We start from the raw sequence: 21,151 nt of genomic DNA, 5'->3' as shown, positions 1-21,151 counted from the left end.
CTCAGTTCCTTAGTACGAAATCGAACGGTAATTTGGCCTTGGCGGGATACGGCACGCCATTGCGCATCAAAGGTTTAAAGCGTGCTTTACGCGCCGCTGCCAGAGCAGACTCATCTAAACGATCAAAGCCCGAGCTTTTATCCACCGTTGCCTTTTCCACGACACCGATGGTGTTGATCTCGACCAAGATCACGACCCGCCCTTCTTCACGAAAGCGTTTGGACATGGTCGGGTAGTTCGGCATCGGACGACGCCCTGCATACTCGACACTGGACACCAGGATCGGCTCATCGGGCGGCGGGCCCTGAACCGGAGCCTGCGTCACCTTGGCCCCTTCGGGCGCGCCGGTAGGCGGCGCCTCGGACGGCGGCGTAGGCTTGGGCGGTTTTGGTTTCTCGACCGGTTTTTCGACCTTGGGTTTAGGTTTGGGTTTGGGCTTCGGTTTAGGCTTTGGCTTGGGAGCAGGCTCCACAGGCTTTTCGATGACCGGTTCGGGCTCGGGCTCAGGTTCGACCACGGGCTCAGGCTCGGGCTCCGGCTCCGGCTCAATCTCCGGTTCCGGCTCTGGAGGCGGCGGTTCTACCTCGGGCTGTGGCGGCGGCTCCGGTTGCGGCTCAACGGCAGGTTCAGCCTTTGCCATTTCAGGCACCGGCGCTTCAATGACGCTGACCATCACTGCTTCGGGTTCCAGCAGTTCAGGCGGAGTTTCGTCGGGCATCCAGTAAATCGCCCCCACCACCGCCAAATGCACTGCCAGCACCGTGAGACCGGCGCCAATACGTAAAGCAGCAGAGGATTGTGGACCAGAAGACCAACCGTGTTGAAGACGAGGCATGAATCAGCCAAAAAACGTCGAAGTGTCGCCGGCCACGCAACCGGCACCACGCCGGAAACGCCAGAACCGGCAAATTCCAAGTCCGACATGATAGCTTAAATGCGAATGATTCGCACATGCTTCTATGCAAAAAGCGGCGCCCCCTATGCCTACCGATCGATATGCCCCAAATCCCGCTGAGGATCGAGGCGATCGCGTACACGTTGTTTCAATATTTTGGCGTCCGGGAACCCTCCGTCCACCGTGCGGTCCCAGATGAGGTCGCCATCGTAATGAATACGGAAAACACCGCCGGTGCCAGGCACCAAGGTCACCGATCCCAGATCGGTGCCGAACGTAGACAGCAGTTCCTGCGCCATCCATCCCGCCCGTAATAGCCACTGGCACTGCGTGCAGTACGTGATCGTTATTTGAGGATGATTTGATTCGACAGTCATGAAACACTCCGGGCCAGACTCTACGGCAATCCCACTCGATGCCACAGCCGCCAGTATGCTTGCGCCAGCGAGTGGCCGGCAACCGTCCCTCATTGCAGCGCAGCAGTGCGCATCGAATCGCAATACAATAGGGTCTGCTTGCCTACCCCAGGGCGTCGCCCCTGCTTTGCCCCATCACTGCAGGTCCTTGCTTCTCCAGAGCCCCCGCGCCTGGCGTTCGCGCCTACGCTTGGCCCTGAATTTTGTTATGCCTGGTAGTTCCGCCAATTCGTTCCTGCGCTCTCTATGCACACTGCGATGGCTGGCCATCGCTGGTCAGGCCACGACCGTGCTCGTCGCCAGCGAATTGCTGGATCTGGAATTGCCCTTGGTTGCCCTCTGGAGCGGCATCGGCATTCTGGTGGCGTTCAACCTGTATGCCACGCTGCGAGTGCTGCACAGCCGCGGCGAGATCTCCCCGGCTGTCGCCTTCGCCCACCTGCTCGTCGATATCATCGTCCTGGGCTGGATGGTCGGCTGGAGCGGCGGCATCCATAACCCCTTTGGGCTGATGTTCCTGATCCTGATCGCGCTGGCCGCCCTGGCGCTGCCGCGCAGTTGGGCCCTGGCCGCAGCGATGGCTTGCCTGATCGGCTATCTCGTTTCGGGCCTGTTGGGCCGGCCGCTCGAGGGTCACCATAACCCCTATGCACTCATCGTTTCGGGCATTGCCGCCAGCTTCCTGATCTCTGCCATGGTGGTTTTGTATTTCTCCAGTCGCCTGGCGGCCGATCTGCGCAGCCGGGAACGCGAACTGGCAGCGTTGCGCGAGCGTTTCACCCGCAACGAGGGCATTGTCGCGCTGGCCACCCATGCCGCCGCCATGGCGCACGAGCTCAATACGCCGTTGGCCACCATGACCTTGTTGGCCGACGAGATCGCCGCCGAAGTCGACACAGACGATCTGCGCGCCGACGCCGAGCTGCTTGGCCAACTGCTGGCGCTGTGCCGTGAGCGCATCCGCAATCTGGCCGTCCCCACCGAGGTCGATCTCGTGCGCGAAGTCAGCCAATGGCGTCTCGTGCGCCCTACCATCGACCTGCATCGCACGGGCGAGCTGCCCGCTGCGCTACGGGTGGAACCCTCGATTTCGCACCTGATACAAGCTCTGCTCAATAATGCCGCCGATGCCGGCGAAACCGCGGGTCACTCGCGGGTCGACCTGCACCTGGAATATCGCAACGGCGCCCTCGAAGGCGAGGTGCGCGATCACGGTCACGGCTTCGATCCCGACCATTCGCTGCTGCCCGCCACCAGCTTATTCAATAGCGAAAAACCGGGCGGACTCGGCGTTGGGCTGGCCCTGTCACACGCCACCGTCGAACAGCTCGGCGGCGACATGACAATGGCCCCCGCCGAGGGCGGCGGCACTCGCATCCGTTTTCACTTGCCTCTGACGCCACTCGCGACGCGTGGCACCGGAACCCAATTATGAATGCCTCTGATGTCGGCCTACTGATCGACGATGACGAACTCTATGTGCGCACCTTGCAGCGCAGCCTGACGCGGCACCACCTGGACACGCGCGTCGCCACCAGCATTGCCGAGGCTTTGCGTGTGGCCGAAGAAACCCTGCCCGCTTTTGCGCTGGTTGATCTGCGCCTGGGCGAAGACTCCGGACTCACACTGATCCGGCCGCTGCGCGCCTTGCGTCCCGACATGCGCATCTTGCTGGTCACGGGCTACGCCAGCGTGGCGACTGCGGTCGAGGCCATCAAGCGCGGCGCGGACGATTACCTGCCCAAGCCCGCCACCGCCCCCATGATCCTGCGCGCCCTGGGGCTGGTAAAAGCCGAATCGACCGCCATCGAAGCCACCATGACGCCTCTGCACCGCCTGGAATGGGAACACATTCAACAGGCACTGCACGAGTGCAGTGGCAATGTCTCCGCCGCCGCCCGACTGCTGGGCATGCATCGGCGTTCGTTGCAACGCAAGCTCGCCAAAAAGCCCGGCCCCGAACGTGATCTCGTCCTTGATTGATTCTCTGGATACCTTCCAGCTGCATTCAGCGCGTTGACAGCCTCGCGCGCGGGCCGCGGTCTGCCCCACCGTCAATTCCGCCGCCCCATTCAACGGATCGCGTCGGATTCGGCGACGCCCCGGCGCCACCCCTCAAATTCAATGCGACACATTGTCGCACCCCTGCTGCTGCGCACAAATACCTTGCCCTAATGGCGTTACTGCCGTTTACAATGCCCGCGCTTTTCCCGCGATGCGACCTTTCGTCGCAGGTTTGCGCCGCAACAAACGGCTAGCATTGCGGCTTCACCGCATCTTTGCGTCCTCATCAGACGCGTTGTGCATTCTTGCCGGCTTCGGCAATTAACCCTCAAGGTTGTACGTGAAACACCCCCACTTCACCACCGTCGGGCGCACGCTCGGTATTGGTGCGCTCATGCTGCTCAGCGGCTGCACAATGGAAGTGCTGTCGCCCAAGGGAGACATCGGCGCCCAGGAAAAAACGCTGCTTCTCACCTCTTTGGGGCTCATGCTCCTCATCGTGGTGCCTGTCATCATCATGACTCTGTATTTCGCCTGGAAATACCGAGCGAGCAATACCAAAGCGGTGTACATGCCGCGCTGGTCGCACTCGACGCGTATCGAAGTGGTCGTCTGGACCATCCCCTGCATCATCGTGGCGATTCTGGGCGTGTTGACCTACAAGTCGACGCACGCGCTGGACCCCTACAAACCCATCGAGTCCTCGGTCAAACCGATCAACATCGATGTCGTGTCGCTGGACTGGAAATGGCTGTTCATCTACCCCGACTATGACATCGCGACTGTCAACCAGATTGCGTTCCCGGTCGATACACCGGTGAATTTCCGCATCACCTCGTCGTCGTTGATGAATTCATTCTTCATTCCGCAATTGGGTAGCCAGATCTACTCGATGGCCGGCATGGAAACCAAGCTGCACCTGATCGCCCGCGAGGCTGGCGACTACGCCGGCATCTCGGCCAACTACAGCGGCGCCGGCTTCTCCGGCATGCGTTTCCGCGCCATCGCGACCAGCAACGAAGGATTCCAGGACTGGATCAACCAGGCCAAGGCAGCCAACAACCCGTTGACGCCCGAGTCGTACCAGGCCCTGGTTCAGCCCAGCGAACACAACCCCGTCACGCTGTATTCCAGCGCCCCGACCGGCATGTTCGACAACATCATGCACAACACGATGAGCAAGATAGCTGGCCTGGACCCGGCTAGCTGCACGCCCACGTCGAAGAATTTGATCGCAGGAAACAACTGATGTTCGGCAAACTCACACTAGAGGCCATTCCTTATCACGAGCCTATCGTCATGGTGACGATGGCTGCCGTGATACTGGGCGGCGTTGCGCTATTGGGCGCGATTACCTATTTCGGTAAATGGAAATACCTGTGGACCGAATGGTTCACCAGCGTCGATCACAAACGCATTGGTGTCATGTACATCATCGTTGCGCTGATCATGCTCTTGCGCGGCTTTGCCGACGCCATCATGATGCGCGGCCAGCAGGCTGTCGCAGCTGCCGACGCAGTCGGATTCCTTCCCCCTCACCATTACGACCAGATCTTCACGGCCCACGGCGTCATCATGATTTTCTTCATGGCGATGCCCTTCATCACGGGCCTGATGAACGTCGTCGTACCGCTGCAAATCGGTGCGCGCGACGTGGCCTACCCGTTCCTGAACTCGCTGAGCTTCTGGCTGTTCTGTGTCGGTGTCGTGTTGATGATGCTGTCGCTGTTCGTGGGCGAATTCGCCGCGACCGGCTGGCTGGCTTATCCGCCGCTCTCCGGCCTGGAGGGCAGCCCGGGCGTCGGGGTCGACTACTACATCTGGGCGCTCCAGATATCAGGGGTAGGTACCACGCTGAGCGGCATCAACTTCGTCGTCACCATCCTGCGTATGCGTACGCCGGGCATGACGCTGATGAAAATGCCGGTCTTCACCTGGACCGCGCTGGTGACCAACATCCTGATCGTGGCCGCCTTCCCTGTGCTGGCCGGTACCTTGGCCCTGCTGTCGGCTGACCGCTATCTGGACATGCACTTCTTCACGAACGATCTCGGCGGCAACGTCATGATGTACGTGAACCTGATCTGGATCTGGGGCCACCCCGAGGTTTACATCCTGATCCTGCCCTGCTTTGGTGCGTTCTCGGAAATCATCGCCACCTACTCGAAGAAGCCCCTGTTCGGCTACAAATCGATGGTCTATGCCACGGCAGCCATCGGCGTGCTCTCGTTCATGGTGTGGCTGCACCACTTCTTCACCATGGGTGCCGGCGCCAACGTCAACACGTTCTTCGGTATCGCCACGATGATCATTTCGGTCCCGACCGGGGTCAAGATCTTCAACTGGCTGTTCACGATGTACCGCGGCCGTGTCGAAATGACCACCCCCGTGCTCTGGACGATCGGCTTCATGGTCACCTTCGTGATCGGCGGCATGACCGGCGTGCTGATGGCCATCCCGGGCGTGTCGTTCGTGCTGCACAACAGCTTGTTCCTGATTGCTCACTTCCACAACGTGATCATCGGTGGCGTGGTGTTCGGTTGTATCGCCGCCATGACGTACTGGTTCCCCAAGGCCTTTGGCTTCAAGCTCAATGAGCGTCTGGGCAAATACTCGTTCTGGTGCTGGTTCATCGGTTTCTACCTGGCCTTCATGCCCCTGTACATCCTGGGCCTGAAGGGCATGACGCGCCGTATCAACCACTACGACGACCCGACCTGGCAGCCTTACCTGATCGTGGCCTTCATTGGCGCTTGCTTCGTGGCCGCCGGTATTGGCTTCATCCTGCTGCAGATCTTCGTCAGCATCCGCGACCGCAAGAAAAACCTGGACGTCACCGGTGACCCCTGGGGCGGCCGTACGTTGGAATGGTCGATCGCTTCGCCCGCACCGTTCTACAACTTTGCCCACCTGCCCAAGGTCGACCATCTGGATCAACACTGGGAAGACAAAGAAAACGGCACGGCCTATGCCCGTCCGGCCCGCTACGAAGACATCCATATGCCGCGTAACACCGGTGCTGGCGTCGTCATCGGCTTCTTTGGCCTGGTAATGACCTTCGCCCTGGTCTGGCACATCTGGTGGCTGGCCATCGTGGGCTTCGTCGGCATGATCGGCTCGTTCATCGTGCGCGCCTACGACCGCGACGTGGACTACTACGTGCCCGCAAAAGAAGTCGAGCGCATCGACTCCGCCCATCTTGCTTCTATTCAAAAGGCCGTCTGAGTCATGACTCACGCTGCAACATCCCTCCCCCACGGGTCCGGCGCTCACGCCGGACACCATGACGAGCATCACGACGATGGATCCAAGACCGTAGTTGGATTCTGGATCTATCTGATGAGCGATTTGCTCATCTTCGCCGTGCTGTTCGCCACGTTCGCCGTACTGTTCAACGCCACCGCCGGTGGCCCCACCGGTAAAGAACTGTTCGAACTGCCGTTCGTGCTGGTCGAAACCATGCTGCTGCTGATCAGCAGCTTCACCTTCGGCATGGCCATGCTGAACATGCACGCCGGTAACAAAGGCCGCGTGATCGGCTGGCTCATGGTGACGTTCCTGTTCGGCGCAGGCTTTATCGGGATGGAAATCTATGAATTCCATCACCTGATCCACATCGGCGCCGGTCCCGATCGCAGCGCCTTCCTGTCGGCGTTCTTCACGCTGGTCGGCACCCACGGGCTGCACGTCACGTTCGGCCTGATCTGGATCATCATCATGATCGACATGGTTCGCCGCCACGGCCTGGACTCGGTCAACAAACGTCGCCTGGCGTGCCTGAGCCTGTTCTGGCACTTCCTGGACATCGTCTGGATCTGCGTCTTTACCTTCATCTACCTCATGGGAGCGATCTAATGTCGCACCACACGACCTCTACTGCAGGCCATGGTCACGGTGATCACGGCCACGACAGCGCCGATCACGGCTCGCTGAAGTCCTACATCGTAGGCTTCATCCTGTCCATCATCCTGACCCTGGGCTCGTTCGGTCTGCTCATGGTCGAAGGCGTCCCGCGCGGCATTATCCTGCCCGGCATCATCGTGCTGTGCGTGGCACAGCTGCTGGTGCAATTGGTGTTCTTCCTGCACATGGGCACCTCGAAGTCCCAGCGCGACAATCTGTCGGCTTTCATCTTCGCCGTGTTCGTGATCGCGATCATCGTGGTGGGCTCGGTCTGGGTGCTGCACAACATGAACGCCAACATGATGCACCCGATGCCCGGCATGTAATGCCACGTGTGAATGTCATGCATCATGATCAACGCCGCACTGCATTTGCCGAACTCGTTTTGCTCCGGTATACTGCCGTCCTCGTTGAACGTGATGCACGACATCACGCAGCACTCGGGGGTGCTTAGCTCAGTTGGTAGAGCGGCGCCCTTACAAGGCGTAGGTCACAGGTTCGACCCCTGTAGCACCCACCAGTCCCCCGAATAAAACACCCGGCCACTGGGCTGGATGTGAAAAAGGCACCGGATTATTCCAGGTGCCTTTTTTGTTACCGGGCCACGCTCAAGACCGAACTCGACTCGCTCTGCCAGTTGCTAACGCGACACGGCCGAACGAATGAAATCCGACAAATCGCGATTAAAGCGGTCTGGCTCTTCGAGAAACGGCGCATGTCCCGAGGCAGCATACAGCTTGCTCTGAATCCGTGGGTTGAGGCTCTTGGCCCTGGCGATGCTGGGCTTGGCCTTCACCAGCGCATCCTGGGCCCCATAGATCAGCAGCAACGGAACGTCGGCCTTGCCCAGCCCCTCGGCTGCGTCGACCGTCATTGATTGCACGGCACGTTGCATATCCCACGACGCCAGTGCAGCGTTGGCTAGCAGCAGTGAGAACGTGGCCGCATCGGGCTGGCGATAGAAGCACAGTCGCAGGAATGCGCGTTCGCCATCCAAATGGGTTTTCAAGTCCGAAGCGATCATGTCGCGATAGACCTCGGGATGCGCCACGATCTGGTCGGGCTTCAGCTCGATCACGCCATCGACATATACGGCACCGGCGATGCCGCTGTCGCCGTAGGCGGCCAGGTAGTTCGATATCACCGCACCGCCTAACGACCATCCCACGAGCACCGGCTTGTGGGCGTGCGTCGATTCGATGATCGTGGCCAAGTCGTCAGCCCACCGGCGTCCGTCAGTGTAGGAATCGGCTTCGGTTGGCTTGCCTGACCGGCCGTGTCCACGCAGGTCGTAGGTAATCAATCGGTAGTGCTGAAATCGAGGGTCGTGCAGTTGCTTGGTCCAGTTCAGCCGGCTGCCAAGCAGGCCATGAACGAAAATGATGGGAGCGCCGTCGGGATCACCGGCTTCCTGCACGGCCAGCACCACGCCATCGGGCGCAGTGACGGTGTAGTCCTTGGTTCCGGCAAACGCAGCCGGCGAGGCTGCCAGGACCGCGAGTGCCACGATCAGTGCGCCGAGTGCACTATGAAGCTTCGACAGAGACATGAGCGAATACTCCTGGGTTTTTGGGATGCGCACAGTCTCAAGCCTCACATTGATGTGAGTGTCAAGCGGAAAAGTGGTATCGTGTGTCCATGTCCAAACCCCAAGGCCCTATGACCATTGGCGAGCTTGCCCATAAGACAGGAGCAAGCCTGCGCTCAATCCGGCATTACGACGACAACGGACTTCTGACCTCTGTACGCGCAGAAAATGGCTATCGTTTGTTCCCCCCGGCAGCCGTGACGCAAGTTCGCCAGATCCAGAGGCTGATCGCCGCAGGCTTCAGCCTGGTGGAAATCCGCGGGTTTCCCGATTGCATGCGCATGATCGAAGGCGCTGCGGCGTGCCCCGAAACGACCGAAGTGCAACGCCGACGACTCGCTTCCATAGAGCGACAGATCGCGGATCTTGAGCAGCGGCGTGCACGACTCCGCGGGATGCTGACGGAAGGAGTCTAGCCCGCCGTTTGCATTACGATGCCCTGAACTGATTGCTTGATTGCCAAGGCAAAAACACCCCCTCGGGGGGGCAGCATGGCGCAGCGCGGTTTTTTTTTGCCCGGCCGCCGTCCGTCCCTACCTGCTCACAAACACAAAAGCCCTTGAATATTCAGCGCAGCACGCTGTCTCCAAGGGCTTTCGTGTTTTGCGGCGATGGTGCTCGCCGCAGGATCGCGACCGTCGATTAGTTGACGGCATCCTTCAGGGCTTTGCCCGGACGGAATTTCGGCACTTTGGCCTTTTTGATCTTGATGGTCTCGCCAGTGCGAGGGTTACGGCCCGTGCGAGCAGCGCGTGCCGACACAGCAAACGTGCCAAAGCCAACCAGCGTCACTGTGCCGCCCTTTTTGAGCGTGGTTTTTACGGCACCGATCAGGGCATCAAGCGAACGGCCGGCGGCAGCTTTGGAGATATCGGCCTTGCTGGCGATATGATCGATGAGTTCGGTTTTGTTCATTCAGGTTTACCCCTCAAGGTGTTGGTTCTGTCGGATGCGCGCCGACACCAGAACAATCAAGGTGCCGGCAAACGGAGGTAGATATGCTTCTTGGGCACTGCGCATATCCCAGTGCCTTGCCAAGCGCAACGGCAAAATTGCTACGTCGCGGATGTCTTTCGCACCAGAGAAAGTGCTAAAACATCAGCGACGCAGGAACATATTAGGCCCCTCGTTGCGACGGCGTCAAGGGGAAAGACTCCGCTGTAAGCCGCGTGGATACTGGCTTCCAGGTGTTTTCGTAATATGCACCCAATCTGCGCGTATTTCCGCAACAATCTCGCAAGACGCTGCAAACCCATGGAACGCCGGTCGGGTGCACCAGCCTCAGCCCATGCAAGCCTGCAAGGCCTGATCAAAATCGTGCAGCAGATCCGCTTGGTCCTCGATCCCGACGGACACCCGGATCAGGCTGTCCGCAATACCCATCTGGGCACGACGCTCCGGACCCATTTCATAATAAATCGTGTGCGCAGCCGGCAGCGCCAAACTGCGGGTATCACCCAAATGGGTCGCGTTGAGCACGATCTGCAAGTGATTCAGGAAATCAAAGCAATCGATTCCGTCTGCCAGCTCTATGCCCAATAGCCCGCCGAATCGGCCGCCGAACAATGCTGCCGCACGCTCATGCTGCGGATGGGTGGGCAAGCCGGGGTAATGCACCTTGGTCACGCCGGGATGGGCGTCGAGCATTTGCGCCAGCGCCAAGGCATTGCTGCAATGCGCCGCCATACGCAACGCCAAGGTTTCCGCGCCGATGGCGATGCGATGCGCGGAATCGGCCGACAACGTGCCGCCCATGTCGCGCAGGCCCTTCTTCTTGACCTGCAACAGCCCCCAGCCGGTAGACGGCCCCTTGCGGTAGCTATCGTAAATGTTGGGATAGCTTGCCCAGTCGTACAGGCCCGTGTCCGTGATCGTCCCGCCGAGCGCATCGCCGTGGCCGCTGATGTATTTGGACAGGGAGTTCATCACCAGTGATGCGCCGGCCGAACGGCCTTGGAACAGCCAGGGCGAGGTCAAGGTATTGTCGATCACATAAACGAGATTGCGCTCGCGGCACAGCTCGCCGATACCCGCCAGGTCTGCCACCTGGGTACCCGGATTGGCGATCGTCTCGGTAAACACCATACGCGTATTGGGTTGCAACGCCGCACGCACCTGATCCAGATCGGTAGGATCCACGTAGGTGATCTCGATTCCCAATTCAATCAACGTGCCCAACAGACTGTTCGTGTTGCCGAACACATACTGGCTGGACAGCAGATGATCGCCCTTGCGCAACAAAGTCGAAAACACCGCCGCCAGCGAAGCCATCCCCGTTGCGAACGAGACCGTTGCCGCGCCGCCTTCCATTTGGGTGATTTTCGCTTCCAGCGCAGTCGTCGTCGGCGTGCCCTGGCGGCCATAGGTGAAGCCTGCCTTGCCCTGAAACACCGCCGCCAGCTCGCGTGCATCGGCGTAGGCAAACTCGGACGAGGTGTGAATAGGCTTATGCACAGCGCCGTGCTCGACGGACAGGCGACGATCAGAATGAAGAATCGTAGTAGTAAAGCCGTTCTTATGCATGATGAATGACTGAGAAAAGTAAATGGCCGATGACGGCACGCGGGACCGGGCTCGACTCAAACGGCCCCACGACGGAGCAAGGAACCGGGCATGCCCGGTTCCTTGCGTGTTACGTGTGAAAGTTTACGCCTGCCGCTGCCGTACGGATTCGTACAGACACACCGCGCTGGCCACACTGACGTTCAGGCTCTCGACAGAGCCCAGCATCGGAATCGTCACCAATTGGTCGCAGGTCTCGCGCGTCAGGCGGCGCATCCCCTCGCCTTCGGCCCCCATGACCCACGCCATGGAACGGCGTGCGTCAACGGCATGAAGACTTTCGCTCGCCTGATCATCCGTGCCAACCACCCAGACATCGCGCTCTTTCAGCGCACGCAAGGTCCGCGCCAGATTCGTCACCATGATGTAAGGCACCGTATCGGCCGCACCGCAAGCCACGCGCTGCACAGTGCTGTTGAGGCCGACCGCGCGATCCCGCGGCGCAATCACCGCATGCACGCCAGCCGCGTCGGCCGTACGCAGACATGCCCCAAGATTGTGCGGATCAGTCACGCCGTCTAACACCAGCAGCAACGCGGGACCTTCGATGGTGTCCAATACCTCGTCGACATCCACTGCCAAGAGCCGTTCCTCGGCCAGTGCAACCACGCCCTGGTGGCGCGTCCCGCGCGCCAGACCGTCCAGCCGCTCGATGGTCACGGGATGCACACGGCGCCCCGCGCGTTCGGCTTGCTCGATTAGCCCTTGCATGCGTTTGTCGCGGCGCGAGGCCTCGACGTAGATCTCTTTGACGGATTCGGGTGCGTGCCGCAGTCGCGCCACCACCGCATGAAACCCCGCCAGGACTTGGGCTGACGCCATGAATATTCACCTTATATGCGTAAAGAAAAGCCGGCGCCAATGCGCCCGCCCGCCGAGTCGGATGCCTACGCATCCCCGGCGCAACCGTCATGTTACTGCGTGGCCCGCCAGCGTGCGCAACCTGCCGGCAACTGACCGGCCAACGAGGCCTCGCGAGTCCGCGAGGCCATGGCGCATCACACGCATGCAGAAGAAAGATACCGCCGGCGCGCAAGCCCCGCGAACGGGGCATCAGGCAAAGTTCAACGACGCCCGCGCGCCGGTGCCTGTTTGACTGCGGAACGCTTTTTCGCCGGCGCAGCGGGTTTGGCCGTTTTTTTCGCTTGAGCGCGCCTCTGCTTGGCGGTCTGCCCTTTCAGGGCGGCCGGCTTGGGAGCGGCGGCCTTTTTGATCTTGCGCGGTTCGTCAGGATTGCGCGACGCGGCCTTGCGCAAGGCGTCAAAGCTCGTGCCCTTGACCAGACGAAACTCGATACGGCGCGCCTCCAGGTCAACCCGCGAAACCTGGACCTGCACCTTGTCCGTCAAGCGATATCGCAGGCCCGTACGCTCGCCACGCAGCTCGTGCAACGCCTCGTTGAACTGGAAATACTCGCCGCCCAGCTCAGACACGTGCACCAGACCCTCGACGTGCAGCGTGTCCAGCGTCACGAATATGCCGAAGCTGGCCACACCCGTCACTGTGCCGCTGAAATCCTCGCCCACGCGCTCTTTGACGAACCAGCATTTGAGCCACGCTTCGACATCGCGCGAGGCCTCATCGGCACGGCGTTCGCTGGCAGACAACAGCAAGCCCAGTTTTTCCCAAGTGGCGTGTTCGTGCTCACGTTGAGTACGACCAATGACCAGCGGTTGATCCTCCAGACCCGGCACATAACGCTTGCCTGCCAGCAGCGCCTTGATGACGCGATGCGTCAACAAGTCAGGATAACGTCTGATGGGCGACGTAAAGTGGCTGTAACCCGGATACGCCAGCCCGAAATGGCCGACATTATCCGGACTGTAGATCGCCTGTTGCATCGAGCGCAGACACATGGTCTGCAACAGCTGAAAGTCAGGACGGCCGCGCACTGAATCCAGAAACTCGCCGTAGTCCTTGGCCGTGGGCGCATCGCCGCCGCCCAGCGACAGTCCCATCGTGCGCAAGAACTCACGCAGCGACGTCAGACGCTCGGGCGTCGGGCCCTCATGGATCCGATACAACCCAGGGTGCTTGCTGCGAGTCATGAAATCCGCCGCGCACGTATTGGCGGCCAGCATGCATTCCTCGATGAGTTTGTGAGCGTCGTTACGTACCAGCCCGACAATCTGTTCGATGCGGCCCAGCTCGTTGCACACGATCTTGGTCTCGACAGTATCGAAATCGATGGCGCCGCGCTTTTTACGCTGCTGCACCAGCAACAGGTACAACTCATGCAAATGGCGCACATGCGGCATCACCGCGCTCAAGCTATTGGCGACCGGACCGCCTGGCTGCTGCAGAGCCTCCCAGATCTGGGTATACGTCGTGCGCGCATGGGAATGGATGACGGCGTTATAAAACTGATAGGCCGAAATCGTACCGGCCTTGGCCCCTGTCGCCGGGATCACCATATCGCAGACCAGCACCAGGCGGTCCACGTTGGGATTGAGCGAACACAAGCCGTTGGACAGCGACTCGGGCAACATGGGAATGACCCGGCGCGGGAAATACACGCTGGTGCCACGCTCGAGCGCGTCATCGTCCAACGCGTCGTTGGGCGTCACATAGTGACTGACATCGGCAATCGCCACCAGTAGACGCCATCCGGGACGCTTGCGCTGCCCGGTGCCCAATTCGACAGGCTCACAGTACACCGCATCGTCAAAATCCCGTGCGTCCTCGCCATCGATCGTGATCAACGGCACATCGCGCAAATCGAATCGGTCTTTCAGGTCGGCCTTGCGCACCACGTCCGGCAAACGCGAAGCCTGCTTGGCAGCCGCTTCGGAAAAATCCACCGGCACATCGAACTTGCGCACCGCGATTTCGATTTCCATACCGGGATCATCGATTTCACCCAGGACTTCGTAAACGCGTCCCAACGGCTGCGTATGACGCGTGGGCTGCTCCATGATCTGCACCGACACGACCTGGCCATGTTGGGCACCATTGGTATCGCCTGGCGGAATCAGGATGTCGTGCTTGATGCGCTGGTCCTCCGGCACCACAATCGACAGACCGTGCTCATGCAGGAAACGCCCCACCAGTTTGTTGGTGCGGCGTTCGATGACCTCGACAATCACGCCTTCGGGCTTGCCGCGGTATTCGCCCGACGGCTTGACCAGCACACGGTCGCCGTGCAGGACTTTGAGCATTTCCCGCGGCGACAAAAACAGATCCTGCCCGCCATCGTCGCGCAACAAAAATCCAAAACCGTCCCGATGCCCTTGCACCTTGCCCGCCACGAAATCGAGCTTCGTGGCCAGCAGCAACACTCCCTTGCGATTGGGCATGAGCTGCCCGTCGCGCTCCATGGCATTCAGGCGGCGCTCGAATCCCACCAGCGTCGCTGGCCGTTCGACGCCCATGCGCTCGGCCAGCTCGGTCGGCGACAGGGGTGCCCCGGCCGAGCGCAGCGCCTTGAGAATGGTCTCTCGGCTCGGCACATCGGGATCAAAGTCTGGGGGAGGTTCGGGCAAGACGGATCCGGATCTGCCGTTGTTATTGTTATTGGAGTCTTTATTCGATCGTTTTGCCAAAGTTTAAAATCCTGTATATAATCTTTTGCTTCTGTGGTCTGCCCTAGGCTGATCACTGTAGCAAAAACCAAGCGGTGATTTAAAGTTTAAAACACTAATTGGTCTGGGAGCTGCTGATGCGTCTCTATTTCTTCGAAGCGTATCACACAAACCCGTAGATTTTTGCACAGTGCCCAGGTGGCGGAATTGGTAGACGCGCATGGTTCAGGTCCATGTGCCGCAAGGTGTGGAGGTTCGAGTCCTCTCCTGGGCACCACGGAATTCAGACGATTCGATCGTCGCACGCCCCCGGCAACCTTATGGTTCCCGGGGGTTTGTTTTTGTGCGCTCCTCACGGCTACCCTCCCGCCTCACGTGGTGCCTCTCATAACGTTCAGCCCCCATGGCGGCGATCTGCGCGGCGACCAACGCCTCGAACGGCGCCAACAATGCCGCAAACGATCGCGGCGCCTCCAATACATCCAGCGCGGCCGCAATCGCCTCGACGGTGGACAGGGCCGCCGATTCTCCTGCATGACGCACCCGGTATCGCGTCGTCATGCCTTCTGGCAAGGTCACTCTTGGCAACGCCGCCAGATCAGCATGCGTCGCGAGCAAATGGCGCGCGTGCCGCCAGGTACCGTCAGGCACCACCAGTAAAACAGGACGCGCCACTGCGCCAAGGCGAGCGCCTGGTCCGATGGGTTCTGCGGCGGCTGCGTGCGCATCACCCCCGCGCCCACCGGACGCCGCACCTCGTGACGACGCCCTTGCTGCGCCGTCCGGGACGGCAGCGTCGCGAACCAACACCCGCGCCTCCTCGCCCGGAAACAGCAAACAGGGTTCGTACTGCCCTGCACTCCAGAGCGCCGCATCAAACTTCCGCCCTACATGCAGCGCCGCGTTACGCAACCCCAGCACCGCCAACCGCCCGGTATTCAGCGCGTGACGGGATTCCTCGGGATGCTGCAGCACCAGCACGCGCGTGCGGCTATCCAGGGAAGGAATCAGCGCGCACAAACAATGCGTCATCGGCCGCCGACAACGCTCGCACTTGGGCCGCTTGTTCGCCGACGCATCATCCGCGCCACCGCCGCCTGCATACCCGTTCCCGCCAATCCCATTCGCCGCCATCAATACCGATACCCCCGCCTGACGTACAGGCTGAACCATGGCCACCTTGGCCCTGTCTGCTTGGCCCTACCTGTTAAGGGCGGCAATTTTCACATTATTTTGCCCGCCTATTTGCACACTTCAAAAAAAGTGTGCATAATGCGCGTCCTCTGATGTTCAAACGCACTGACAACAGTGTGCCAGAACAACAGCGCCCAGGTGGCGGAATTGGTAGACGCGCATGGTTCAGGTCCATGTGCCGCAAGGTGTGGAGGTTCGAGTCCTCTCCTGGGCACCAATTACTACACTGCGACTTACCTTCGCGGTGCGCCGAAAAAACCCCGATTGCTTAACCGCATCGGGGTTTTTCTTTTTCAGTTGCCCAGAGCACGGGTCATGGCGACGTGCGCGATACCTGCCTCGATGAACTCCTCGCCGTTGGCGGTAAAACCGTGTGCCTCATAAAACCCACGGGCATGGGTCTGTGCGTGCAACAGCAGCATCCGATGTCCATCGCCGTGCCCTTGGGTAATCAGCGCATCCAGCACCTGACCACCCACCCCCGTCCCGCGGGCCGATTTGCGCACTGCCATGCGGCCGATGTGTCCATCGGGCAACAAGCGGCCCGTCGCGACCGGGACATTGTCAGGCCCGTAGGCCACGGCATGCACCGACAACGGATCATCATCGTCCAGCTCAACCTCGGCCGGCACGGCCTGCTCGACCACAAAGACCTCGTGGCGGACAAGATACGCATCATCACGCAGACGATCCCAGGTTCCCAAGACGATACGGATAGGAAGGGGTTTAGGCATGACGTTCTCCTGCGTTGCTCATAAAACAGATACCCGGCGTACACACCGCCGCATGGCTAATGATAAAGCCACAGTAGAATGTCCGCTCTTTCCTTCCGCCCCGCACCATGGACGCCGTTGTCACCGCCGCTTTGCCGGTATTCGCCCTCATCCTGACAGGCTGGCTGGCGGCCCGCTGCGGCGTACTCGGTCCGGCAGCAACTGACGCGCTCAATCGCTACGTCGCCTATCTGTCGCTGCCCGCGCTGCTGTTTCGCGCCATGGCGCAGGCCGACTTAAGCCTTATGTCGTGGCGTTTCGTGGTGTCGGTGGCCGGCGGCATCGCCATCACCTTTGCAATCACCTGCCTGGTCTCGCGCCGGCACGACATCCGCCTGACCGATCTCAGCATCCACGGCTTGGCTGCCTCCTACGCCAACGCGGGGTATATGGGCATCCCGCTATGCCTGGCATTGCTCGGACCCGCCAGCCTGGCGCCCGCCATCATCTGCACCCTGATGACGGCCTGCGTCCTGTTCGGCGTTGCCATCGCCTTGATCGAATTTGATCAACATCGCGATCGCAGCCTCGGAACCACACTGCTGAAAGTCGCTCGCGCACTGATCCGTAATCCCCTATTGATTTCCCCTCTGGCCGGACTGGCCTGGGCCTTATCGGGCCTGACGCTGCCCCTGGGTATTGATCGCTATGTCGAATTATTGGGCGCGTCGGCCAGCCCCTGCGCATTAGTGACGATCGGCCTGTTCCTGGCCCAGGCAACGCCCGGCGGCGATCACGAGGCCGTCGGTAAACTCGTCGCCGGCAAGCTGCTGCTGCAACCCGCAGCCACAGCCATCCTCGTCTTTTGGGTCTTTCCCGTGCCACCGCTATGGGCCTGGAGCGCAGTGCTCATGAGCGCTCTGCCGATAGGAACCGGACCATTCATGCTGGCTCAACTCTACGGACGCGATGCGCGTGCCACATCGCGCGCAATCTTGCTGTCGACGATACTGTCCGTGATCACGGTTTCATTATTGGTGGCGTGGATCAGCAAACAAGCTCTGCATTAAGGCAGTCAAGCATGCATTGCGTCACATAAAGCATCGCCTGCACCAACAAACTGCGTTTCCTGACAATTTTCCCTTCTAATCACCTGCCCCATCATGTTGCTGCCCGCCGCCATTTTCATTGCCACACTGATTCTGGTCATCTGGCAACCTCGAGGCCTGAACATCGGCTGGAGCGCCTCGGCAGGCGCTGTGGTTGCGTTGCTGACCGGCGTTGTTCAACCGAACGACGTCGTCGCCGTCTGGCACATCGTGTGGAATGCAACAGCCACCTTTATCGCCATCATCATCACCAGCATCATCCTCGATGCCGCGGGTTTCTTTAAATGGGCTGCACTGCATGTCGCCCGCTGGGGCGGCGGGCGCGGCCATTGGCTGTTTGCGTTGATCGTGCTGCTGGGCGCAGCCGTCTCTGCCTTATTTGCCAACGATGGCGCCGCCCTGATCCTGACCCCCATCGTCATGGAAATGCTGCTGGCGTTGGGCTTTGGATTGGGCGCAACACTGGCCTTTGTCATGGCGGCAGGCTTTATCGCCGACACGGCCAGTACCCCTCTAGTGGTGTCGAATCTGGTCAATATCGTATCGGCCGATTTTTTCGGTATCGGCTTCGATCGATATGCATCGGTCATGGTCCCGGTCAATTTTGCAGCGGTCGCGGCATCGCTGGCGATCTTGTTCCTCTATTTCCGCAAACAGATTCCGGCGCGCTACAACGTCGCGCAAATCCCGTCCCCGCAGTCTGCCATCCGTGACCGCACTACCTTTCGCGTCGGTATCGCGGTCCTGGCATTGCTGCTGGCGGGATTTTTCATCCTGGAGCCTCTGGGCATCCCCGTCAGCGCCATCGCAGCAGTGGGCGCACTGGTACTGCTGCTGGTCGCCGGCCAACAGCACATCGTCGGCACACGTCGCGTCATGCGCGAGGCCCCCTGGCATATCGTGGTGTTCTCGCTGGGCATGTACCTGGTCGTCTATGGACTGCGCAACGCAGGCCTGACGGCCTACTTGACGCAATTGCTGGAGGTCTTCGGCCACCATGGCGTCTGGGCCGCCTCGCTGGGCACGGGGCTGGTAACGGCCCTTCTGGCCTCCGTATTGAATAACCTGCCTGCCGTGCTGGTAGGCGCACTGGCGATTGCCGACACAACAGCGACCGATGTCATTCGCGACGCCATGATTTACGCCAATGTCATCGGCACCGACCTGGGCCCCAAAATCACGCCGATCGGCAGTCTGGCCACCCTGCTCTGGCTGCACGTCCTCGCGCGCAAGGGCCTGCGTATTACCTGGGGCTATTATTTCAAGGTGGGCATTGTCTTGACGCTGCCGGTGTTACTGGTCACCTTGGCTGCACTGGCCTTGCGTTTGCAATAATCGTTGTCAACAATGGAACTCTCTGTTCCCTGCCAGAAATAGGCTCAGGGCTAGCCGATAGGCGGCCACCCTGCTATGGTTGCCTACCATTCGAAAGCCCTGGAGTTCCCAATGAGCTGGATTGCCGGCCGGTACACGACATTTATTCTGGTACTACTAGGCGCCCTCGTCACATCGACGCTGGCTTTGTCGCTATCCGCCGCATGGTGGTGGGCCGCCGTCCCCTTGGCCCTGTTGGCACTATTAGGGGTCTACGACCTGATCCAGCCTCGCCATGCGATCCGGCGCAATTATCCCGTGCTGGGCAATCTGCGGTTTTTGTTCGAATTCATTCGTCCCGAAATCCGCCAGTACTTTTTAGAGGACGACACACACGCCGCCCCGTTCTCGCGCGCGCAGCGATCGATCGTTTATCAGCGTGCCAAGCAGGATGTCGACAAACGGCCCTTTGGCACCCAGGAGGACGTGTACGGCGATCGCTACGAGTGGATCAACCATTCCCTGGTCCCCGCACAGATCAACGACCCCGACTTTCGCGTCACCGTCGGCGGCCCCGATTGCGAGCAGCCCTACTCGATGTCGGCGTTCAATATTTCGGCAATGAGCTTCGGCGCCCTGTCGGCCAATGCCGTTCTCGCCCTCAACGAGGGTGCGCGCCAAGGCAATTTTGCGCATGACACTGGCGAAGGCGGCATCAGCCGCTATCACCGCCAACCGGGTGGCGCACTGGTATGGAACATCGGCTCGGGCTATTTTGGCTGCCGTGACGAACACGGCGCCTTTTCCGAAGAAGCCTTTGTCCGCAACGCCTGTACGCCGCAGGTCAAGATGATCGAGATCAAGCTGTCACAAGGCGCCAAGCCCGGCCATGGTGGCATCCTGCCCGGCGCGAAGGTCACCGCAGAAATTGCCGAAGCCCGCGGCGTGGCCATCGGCCAGGACTGCAACTCGCCGTCGAGTCACAGCGCATTCGATTCGCCTATCGGCCTGCTCCAATTTGTGGCGCGGTTGCGCAAGCTGTCCGGAGGCAAACCCGTCGGATTCAAATTCTGCATGGGCCATCCCTGGGAATGGTTCGCCATCGTCAAGGCCATGCTGGAAACCGGCATTACGCCCGACTTCATCGTCGTCGATGGCGCCGAAGGCGGCACGGGTGCAGCGCCCGTCGAATTCGTCGATCATGTCGGTACACCGTTGCGCGAAGCCCTGCGCATCGTGCACAACACCTTGATCGGCGTCAATCTGCGTGACCGCATCCGCCTGGGGGCCTCAGGCAAAATCATCACCGCATTTGATATGGCCCGCGTGATGGCCATGGGCGCCGACTGGTGTAACGCGGCGCGCGGCTTCATGTTCGCCGTGGGCTGCATCCAGGCACAGGCTTGCCACACGGACAAATGCCCGACCGGCGTCACCACCCAGGACCCTGTGCGCCAACGCGCCCTCGTCGTCCCCGACAAGGCGCAACGCGCTGCGAATTTTCATCGCAACAGCCTGCACGCGCTGGCCGAGCTATTGCAAGCCGCCGGCCTCACGCATCCCAATCAGTTGCGTCCGCATCACATCGCCCGCCGCATCTCGCCCAGCGAGGTTCGTCTGCTGTCTGCGTTATTTCCCGAGCTGGAGCCGGGCGAACTGTTGCGCGGAGAGTTCCGCCACACGGTATTCAGAGTGGGTTGGTCGATGGCGCGCGCAGATTCGTTCAAGCCTGCGCACGACGTGACGGCAGCGTTGGCCGCCATACATTTGGCCCAGACCAACGCGACGACGCCTCCCGCCGCGATCACGCCAAATGCTGCCGCACCGGCGACGCCCTAATGTATTGCGGGAGCATCCTGCGCTGCATTGAGGTACCGACCACAGTACCCCAATGCAGCGTGGCCATATCCCATTTACGACGGGCAGCGCACA

The 21,151-nt window shown here is 60.5% G+C and carries 19 protein-coding genes and 3 tRNA genes; 13 read left to right on the top strand and 9 right to left on the bottom strand.

Features of this window, described 5'->3' with window-relative positions; all coding sequences use genetic code 11:
- Nucleotide 1 precedes the first annotated feature (1 nt).
- Nucleotides 2-835: an energy transducer TonB gene (locus ACNA0I_RS21685; RefSeq protein ID WP_415808098.1), complete on the bottom strand. Its 834-nt coding sequence runs from the start codon at nucleotides 833-835 to the stop codon at nucleotides 2-4.
- A gap of 149 nt (nucleotides 836-984) precedes the next feature.
- Complete coding sequence (locus ACNA0I_RS21680) at nucleotides 985-1,272, bottom strand: Rdx family protein (protein WP_415808097.1); 288 nt, start codon at nucleotides 1,270-1,272, stop codon at nucleotides 985-987.
- Between the two features lie 247 nt (nucleotides 1,273-1,519).
- Between ACNA0I_RS21680 and ACNA0I_RS21675 the strand changes: the two genes are divergently transcribed.
- The 7 genes from ACNA0I_RS21675 (at nucleotide 1,520) to ACNA0I_RS21645 (ending at nucleotide 7,738) form a co-directional block, all read left to right on the top strand.
- Nucleotides 1,520-2,746 (top strand): ATP-binding protein, encoded by a 1,227-nt coding sequence (locus tag ACNA0I_RS21675; protein ID WP_415808096.1) that lies wholly within the window; start codon nucleotides 1,520-1,522, stop codon nucleotides 2,744-2,746.
- Nucleotides 2,743-3,294, top strand: a complete 552-nt coding sequence (locus ACNA0I_RS21670; RefSeq protein WP_415808095.1) for a response regulator transcription factor — start codon at nucleotides 2,743-2,745, stop codon at nucleotides 3,292-3,294. Before ACNA0I_RS21675 ends, ACNA0I_RS21670 begins: the two co-directional genes overlap by 4 nt.
- Before the next feature lie 361 nt (nucleotides 3,295-3,655).
- Entirely contained in the window at nucleotides 3,656-4,564 is a 909-nt protein-coding gene (cyoA, locus tag ACNA0I_RS21665; protein WP_415808094.1) for a ubiquinol oxidase subunit II, read from the top strand.
- Nucleotides 4,564-6,540, top strand: coding sequence for a cytochrome o ubiquinol oxidase subunit I (gene cyoB, locus ACNA0I_RS21660; protein WP_415808093.1), 1,977 nt, complete (start codon nucleotides 4,564-4,566; stop codon nucleotides 6,538-6,540). Before cyoA ends, cyoB begins: the two co-directional genes overlap by 1 nt.
- 3 nt (nucleotides 6,541-6,543) lie before the next feature.
- Nucleotides 6,544-7,170 carry a cytochrome o ubiquinol oxidase subunit III gene (gene cyoC / locus ACNA0I_RS21655; protein ID WP_415808092.1) on the top strand — a complete coding sequence of 209 codons (627 nt, stop codon included), beginning with the start codon at nucleotides 6,544-6,546 and terminating at the stop codon, nucleotides 7,168-7,170.
- Nucleotides 7,170-7,544: a cytochrome o ubiquinol oxidase subunit IV gene (gene cyoD / locus ACNA0I_RS21650; RefSeq protein ID WP_415808091.1), complete on the top strand. Its 375-nt coding sequence runs from the start codon at nucleotides 7,170-7,172 to the stop codon at nucleotides 7,542-7,544. The genes cyoC and cyoD overlap by 1 nt, the downstream gene beginning before the upstream one ends.
- Before the next feature lie 118 nt (nucleotides 7,545-7,662).
- Nucleotides 7,663-7,738: transfer RNA gene (locus ACNA0I_RS21645), tRNA-Val, on the top strand.
- 120 nt (nucleotides 7,739-7,858) lie between these two features.
- Here the strand turns inward: ACNA0I_RS21645 and ACNA0I_RS21640 are convergent.
- A complete protein-coding gene (locus tag ACNA0I_RS21640; RefSeq protein WP_415808090.1) occupies nucleotides 7,859-8,767 on the bottom strand; it encodes an alpha/beta fold hydrolase in 909 nt (302 codons plus the stop codon).
- Between the two features lie 89 nt (nucleotides 8,768-8,856).
- Here ACNA0I_RS21640 and ACNA0I_RS21635 point away from each other — a divergent pair, with 89 nt between their 5' ends.
- On the top strand, nucleotides 8,857-9,222 hold the full coding sequence (locus ACNA0I_RS21635) for a MerR family transcriptional regulator (protein ID WP_415808089.1): 366 nt from the start codon (nucleotides 8,857-8,859) through the stop codon (nucleotides 9,220-9,222).
- 226 nt (nucleotides 9,223-9,448) lie between these two features.
- Here the strand turns inward: ACNA0I_RS21635 and ACNA0I_RS21630 are convergent, their stop codons facing one another.
- The 4 genes from ACNA0I_RS21630 to rnr all read right to left on the bottom strand — a co-directional run bounded on the left by ACNA0I_RS21630 (nucleotide 9,449) and on the right by rnr (nucleotide 14,910).
- Nucleotides 9,449-9,721: an HU family DNA-binding protein gene (locus tag ACNA0I_RS21630; RefSeq protein WP_003812968.1), complete on the bottom strand. Its 273-nt coding sequence runs from the start codon at nucleotides 9,719-9,721 to the stop codon at nucleotides 9,449-9,451.
- A gap of 366 nt (nucleotides 9,722-10,087) precedes the next feature.
- Entirely contained in the window at nucleotides 10,088-11,329 is a 1,242-nt protein-coding gene (locus ACNA0I_RS21625; RefSeq protein ID WP_415808088.1) for a cystathionine gamma-synthase family protein, read from the bottom strand.
- Between the two features lie 123 nt (nucleotides 11,330-11,452).
- Entirely contained in the window at nucleotides 11,453-12,190 is a 738-nt protein-coding gene (gene rlmB / locus ACNA0I_RS21620; protein ID WP_415808087.1) for a 23S rRNA (guanosine(2251)-2'-O)-methyltransferase RlmB, read from the bottom strand.
- A gap of 242 nt (nucleotides 12,191-12,432) precedes the next feature.
- Nucleotides 12,433-14,910, bottom strand: coding sequence for a ribonuclease R (rnr, locus tag ACNA0I_RS21615; RefSeq protein WP_415808086.1), 2,478 nt, complete (start codon nucleotides 14,908-14,910; stop codon nucleotides 12,433-12,435).
- Nucleotides 14,911-15,081: 171 nt separating this feature from the next.
- Between rnr and ACNA0I_RS21610 the strand changes: the two genes are divergently transcribed.
- Nucleotides 15,082-15,166 (top strand) — tRNA-Leu (locus ACNA0I_RS21610).
- Between the two features lie 41 nt (nucleotides 15,167-15,207).
- On the opposite strand, the gene ACNA0I_RS21605 is transcribed toward ACNA0I_RS21610, so the two are convergent.
- Nucleotides 15,208-16,062, bottom strand: coding sequence for a tRNA-uridine aminocarboxypropyltransferase (locus ACNA0I_RS21605; protein WP_415808085.1), 855 nt, complete (start codon nucleotides 16,060-16,062; stop codon nucleotides 15,208-15,210).
- Nucleotides 16,063-16,215: 153 nt separating this feature from the next.
- Here ACNA0I_RS21605 and ACNA0I_RS21600 point away from each other — a divergent pair.
- Nucleotides 16,216-16,300, top strand: a tRNA-Leu gene (locus ACNA0I_RS21600).
- 76 nt (nucleotides 16,301-16,376) lie between these two features.
- On the opposite strand, the gene ACNA0I_RS21595 is transcribed toward ACNA0I_RS21600, so the two are convergent.
- Nucleotides 16,377-16,817, bottom strand: coding sequence for a GNAT family N-acetyltransferase (locus tag ACNA0I_RS21595; RefSeq protein WP_415808084.1), 441 nt, complete (start codon nucleotides 16,815-16,817; stop codon nucleotides 16,377-16,379).
- Between the two features lie 107 nt (nucleotides 16,818-16,924).
- On the opposite strand from ACNA0I_RS21595, the gene ACNA0I_RS21590 reads away from it, so the two are divergent.
- The 3 genes from ACNA0I_RS21590 (at nucleotide 16,925) to ACNA0I_RS21580 (ending at nucleotide 21,058) form a co-directional block, all read left to right on the top strand.
- A complete protein-coding gene (locus tag ACNA0I_RS21590) occupies nucleotides 16,925-17,866 on the top strand; it encodes an AEC family transporter (RefSeq protein WP_415808083.1) in 942 nt (313 codons plus the stop codon).
- A 93-nt stretch (nucleotides 17,867-17,959) separates the two neighbouring features.
- A complete protein-coding gene (locus ACNA0I_RS21585) occupies nucleotides 17,960-19,240 on the top strand; it encodes an arsenic transporter (RefSeq protein ID WP_415808082.1) in 1,281 nt (426 codons plus the stop codon).
- A 111-nt stretch (nucleotides 19,241-19,351) separates the two neighbouring features.
- On the top strand, nucleotides 19,352-21,058 hold the full coding sequence (locus ACNA0I_RS21580; RefSeq protein ID WP_415808081.1) for an FMN-binding glutamate synthase family protein: 1,707 nt from the start codon (nucleotides 19,352-19,354) through the stop codon (nucleotides 21,056-21,058).
- Nucleotides 21,059-21,151 lie beyond the last annotated feature (93 nt).

This window comes from Bordetella muralis (assembly GCF_965139205.1).
Lineage (GTDB): Bacteria > Pseudomonadota > Gammaproteobacteria > Burkholderiales > Burkholderiaceae_B > Bordetella_A > Bordetella_A muralis.
Note: the sequence above shows the minus strand (reverse complement) of the source record. Positions and strands in the feature narration are given on the sequence as shown.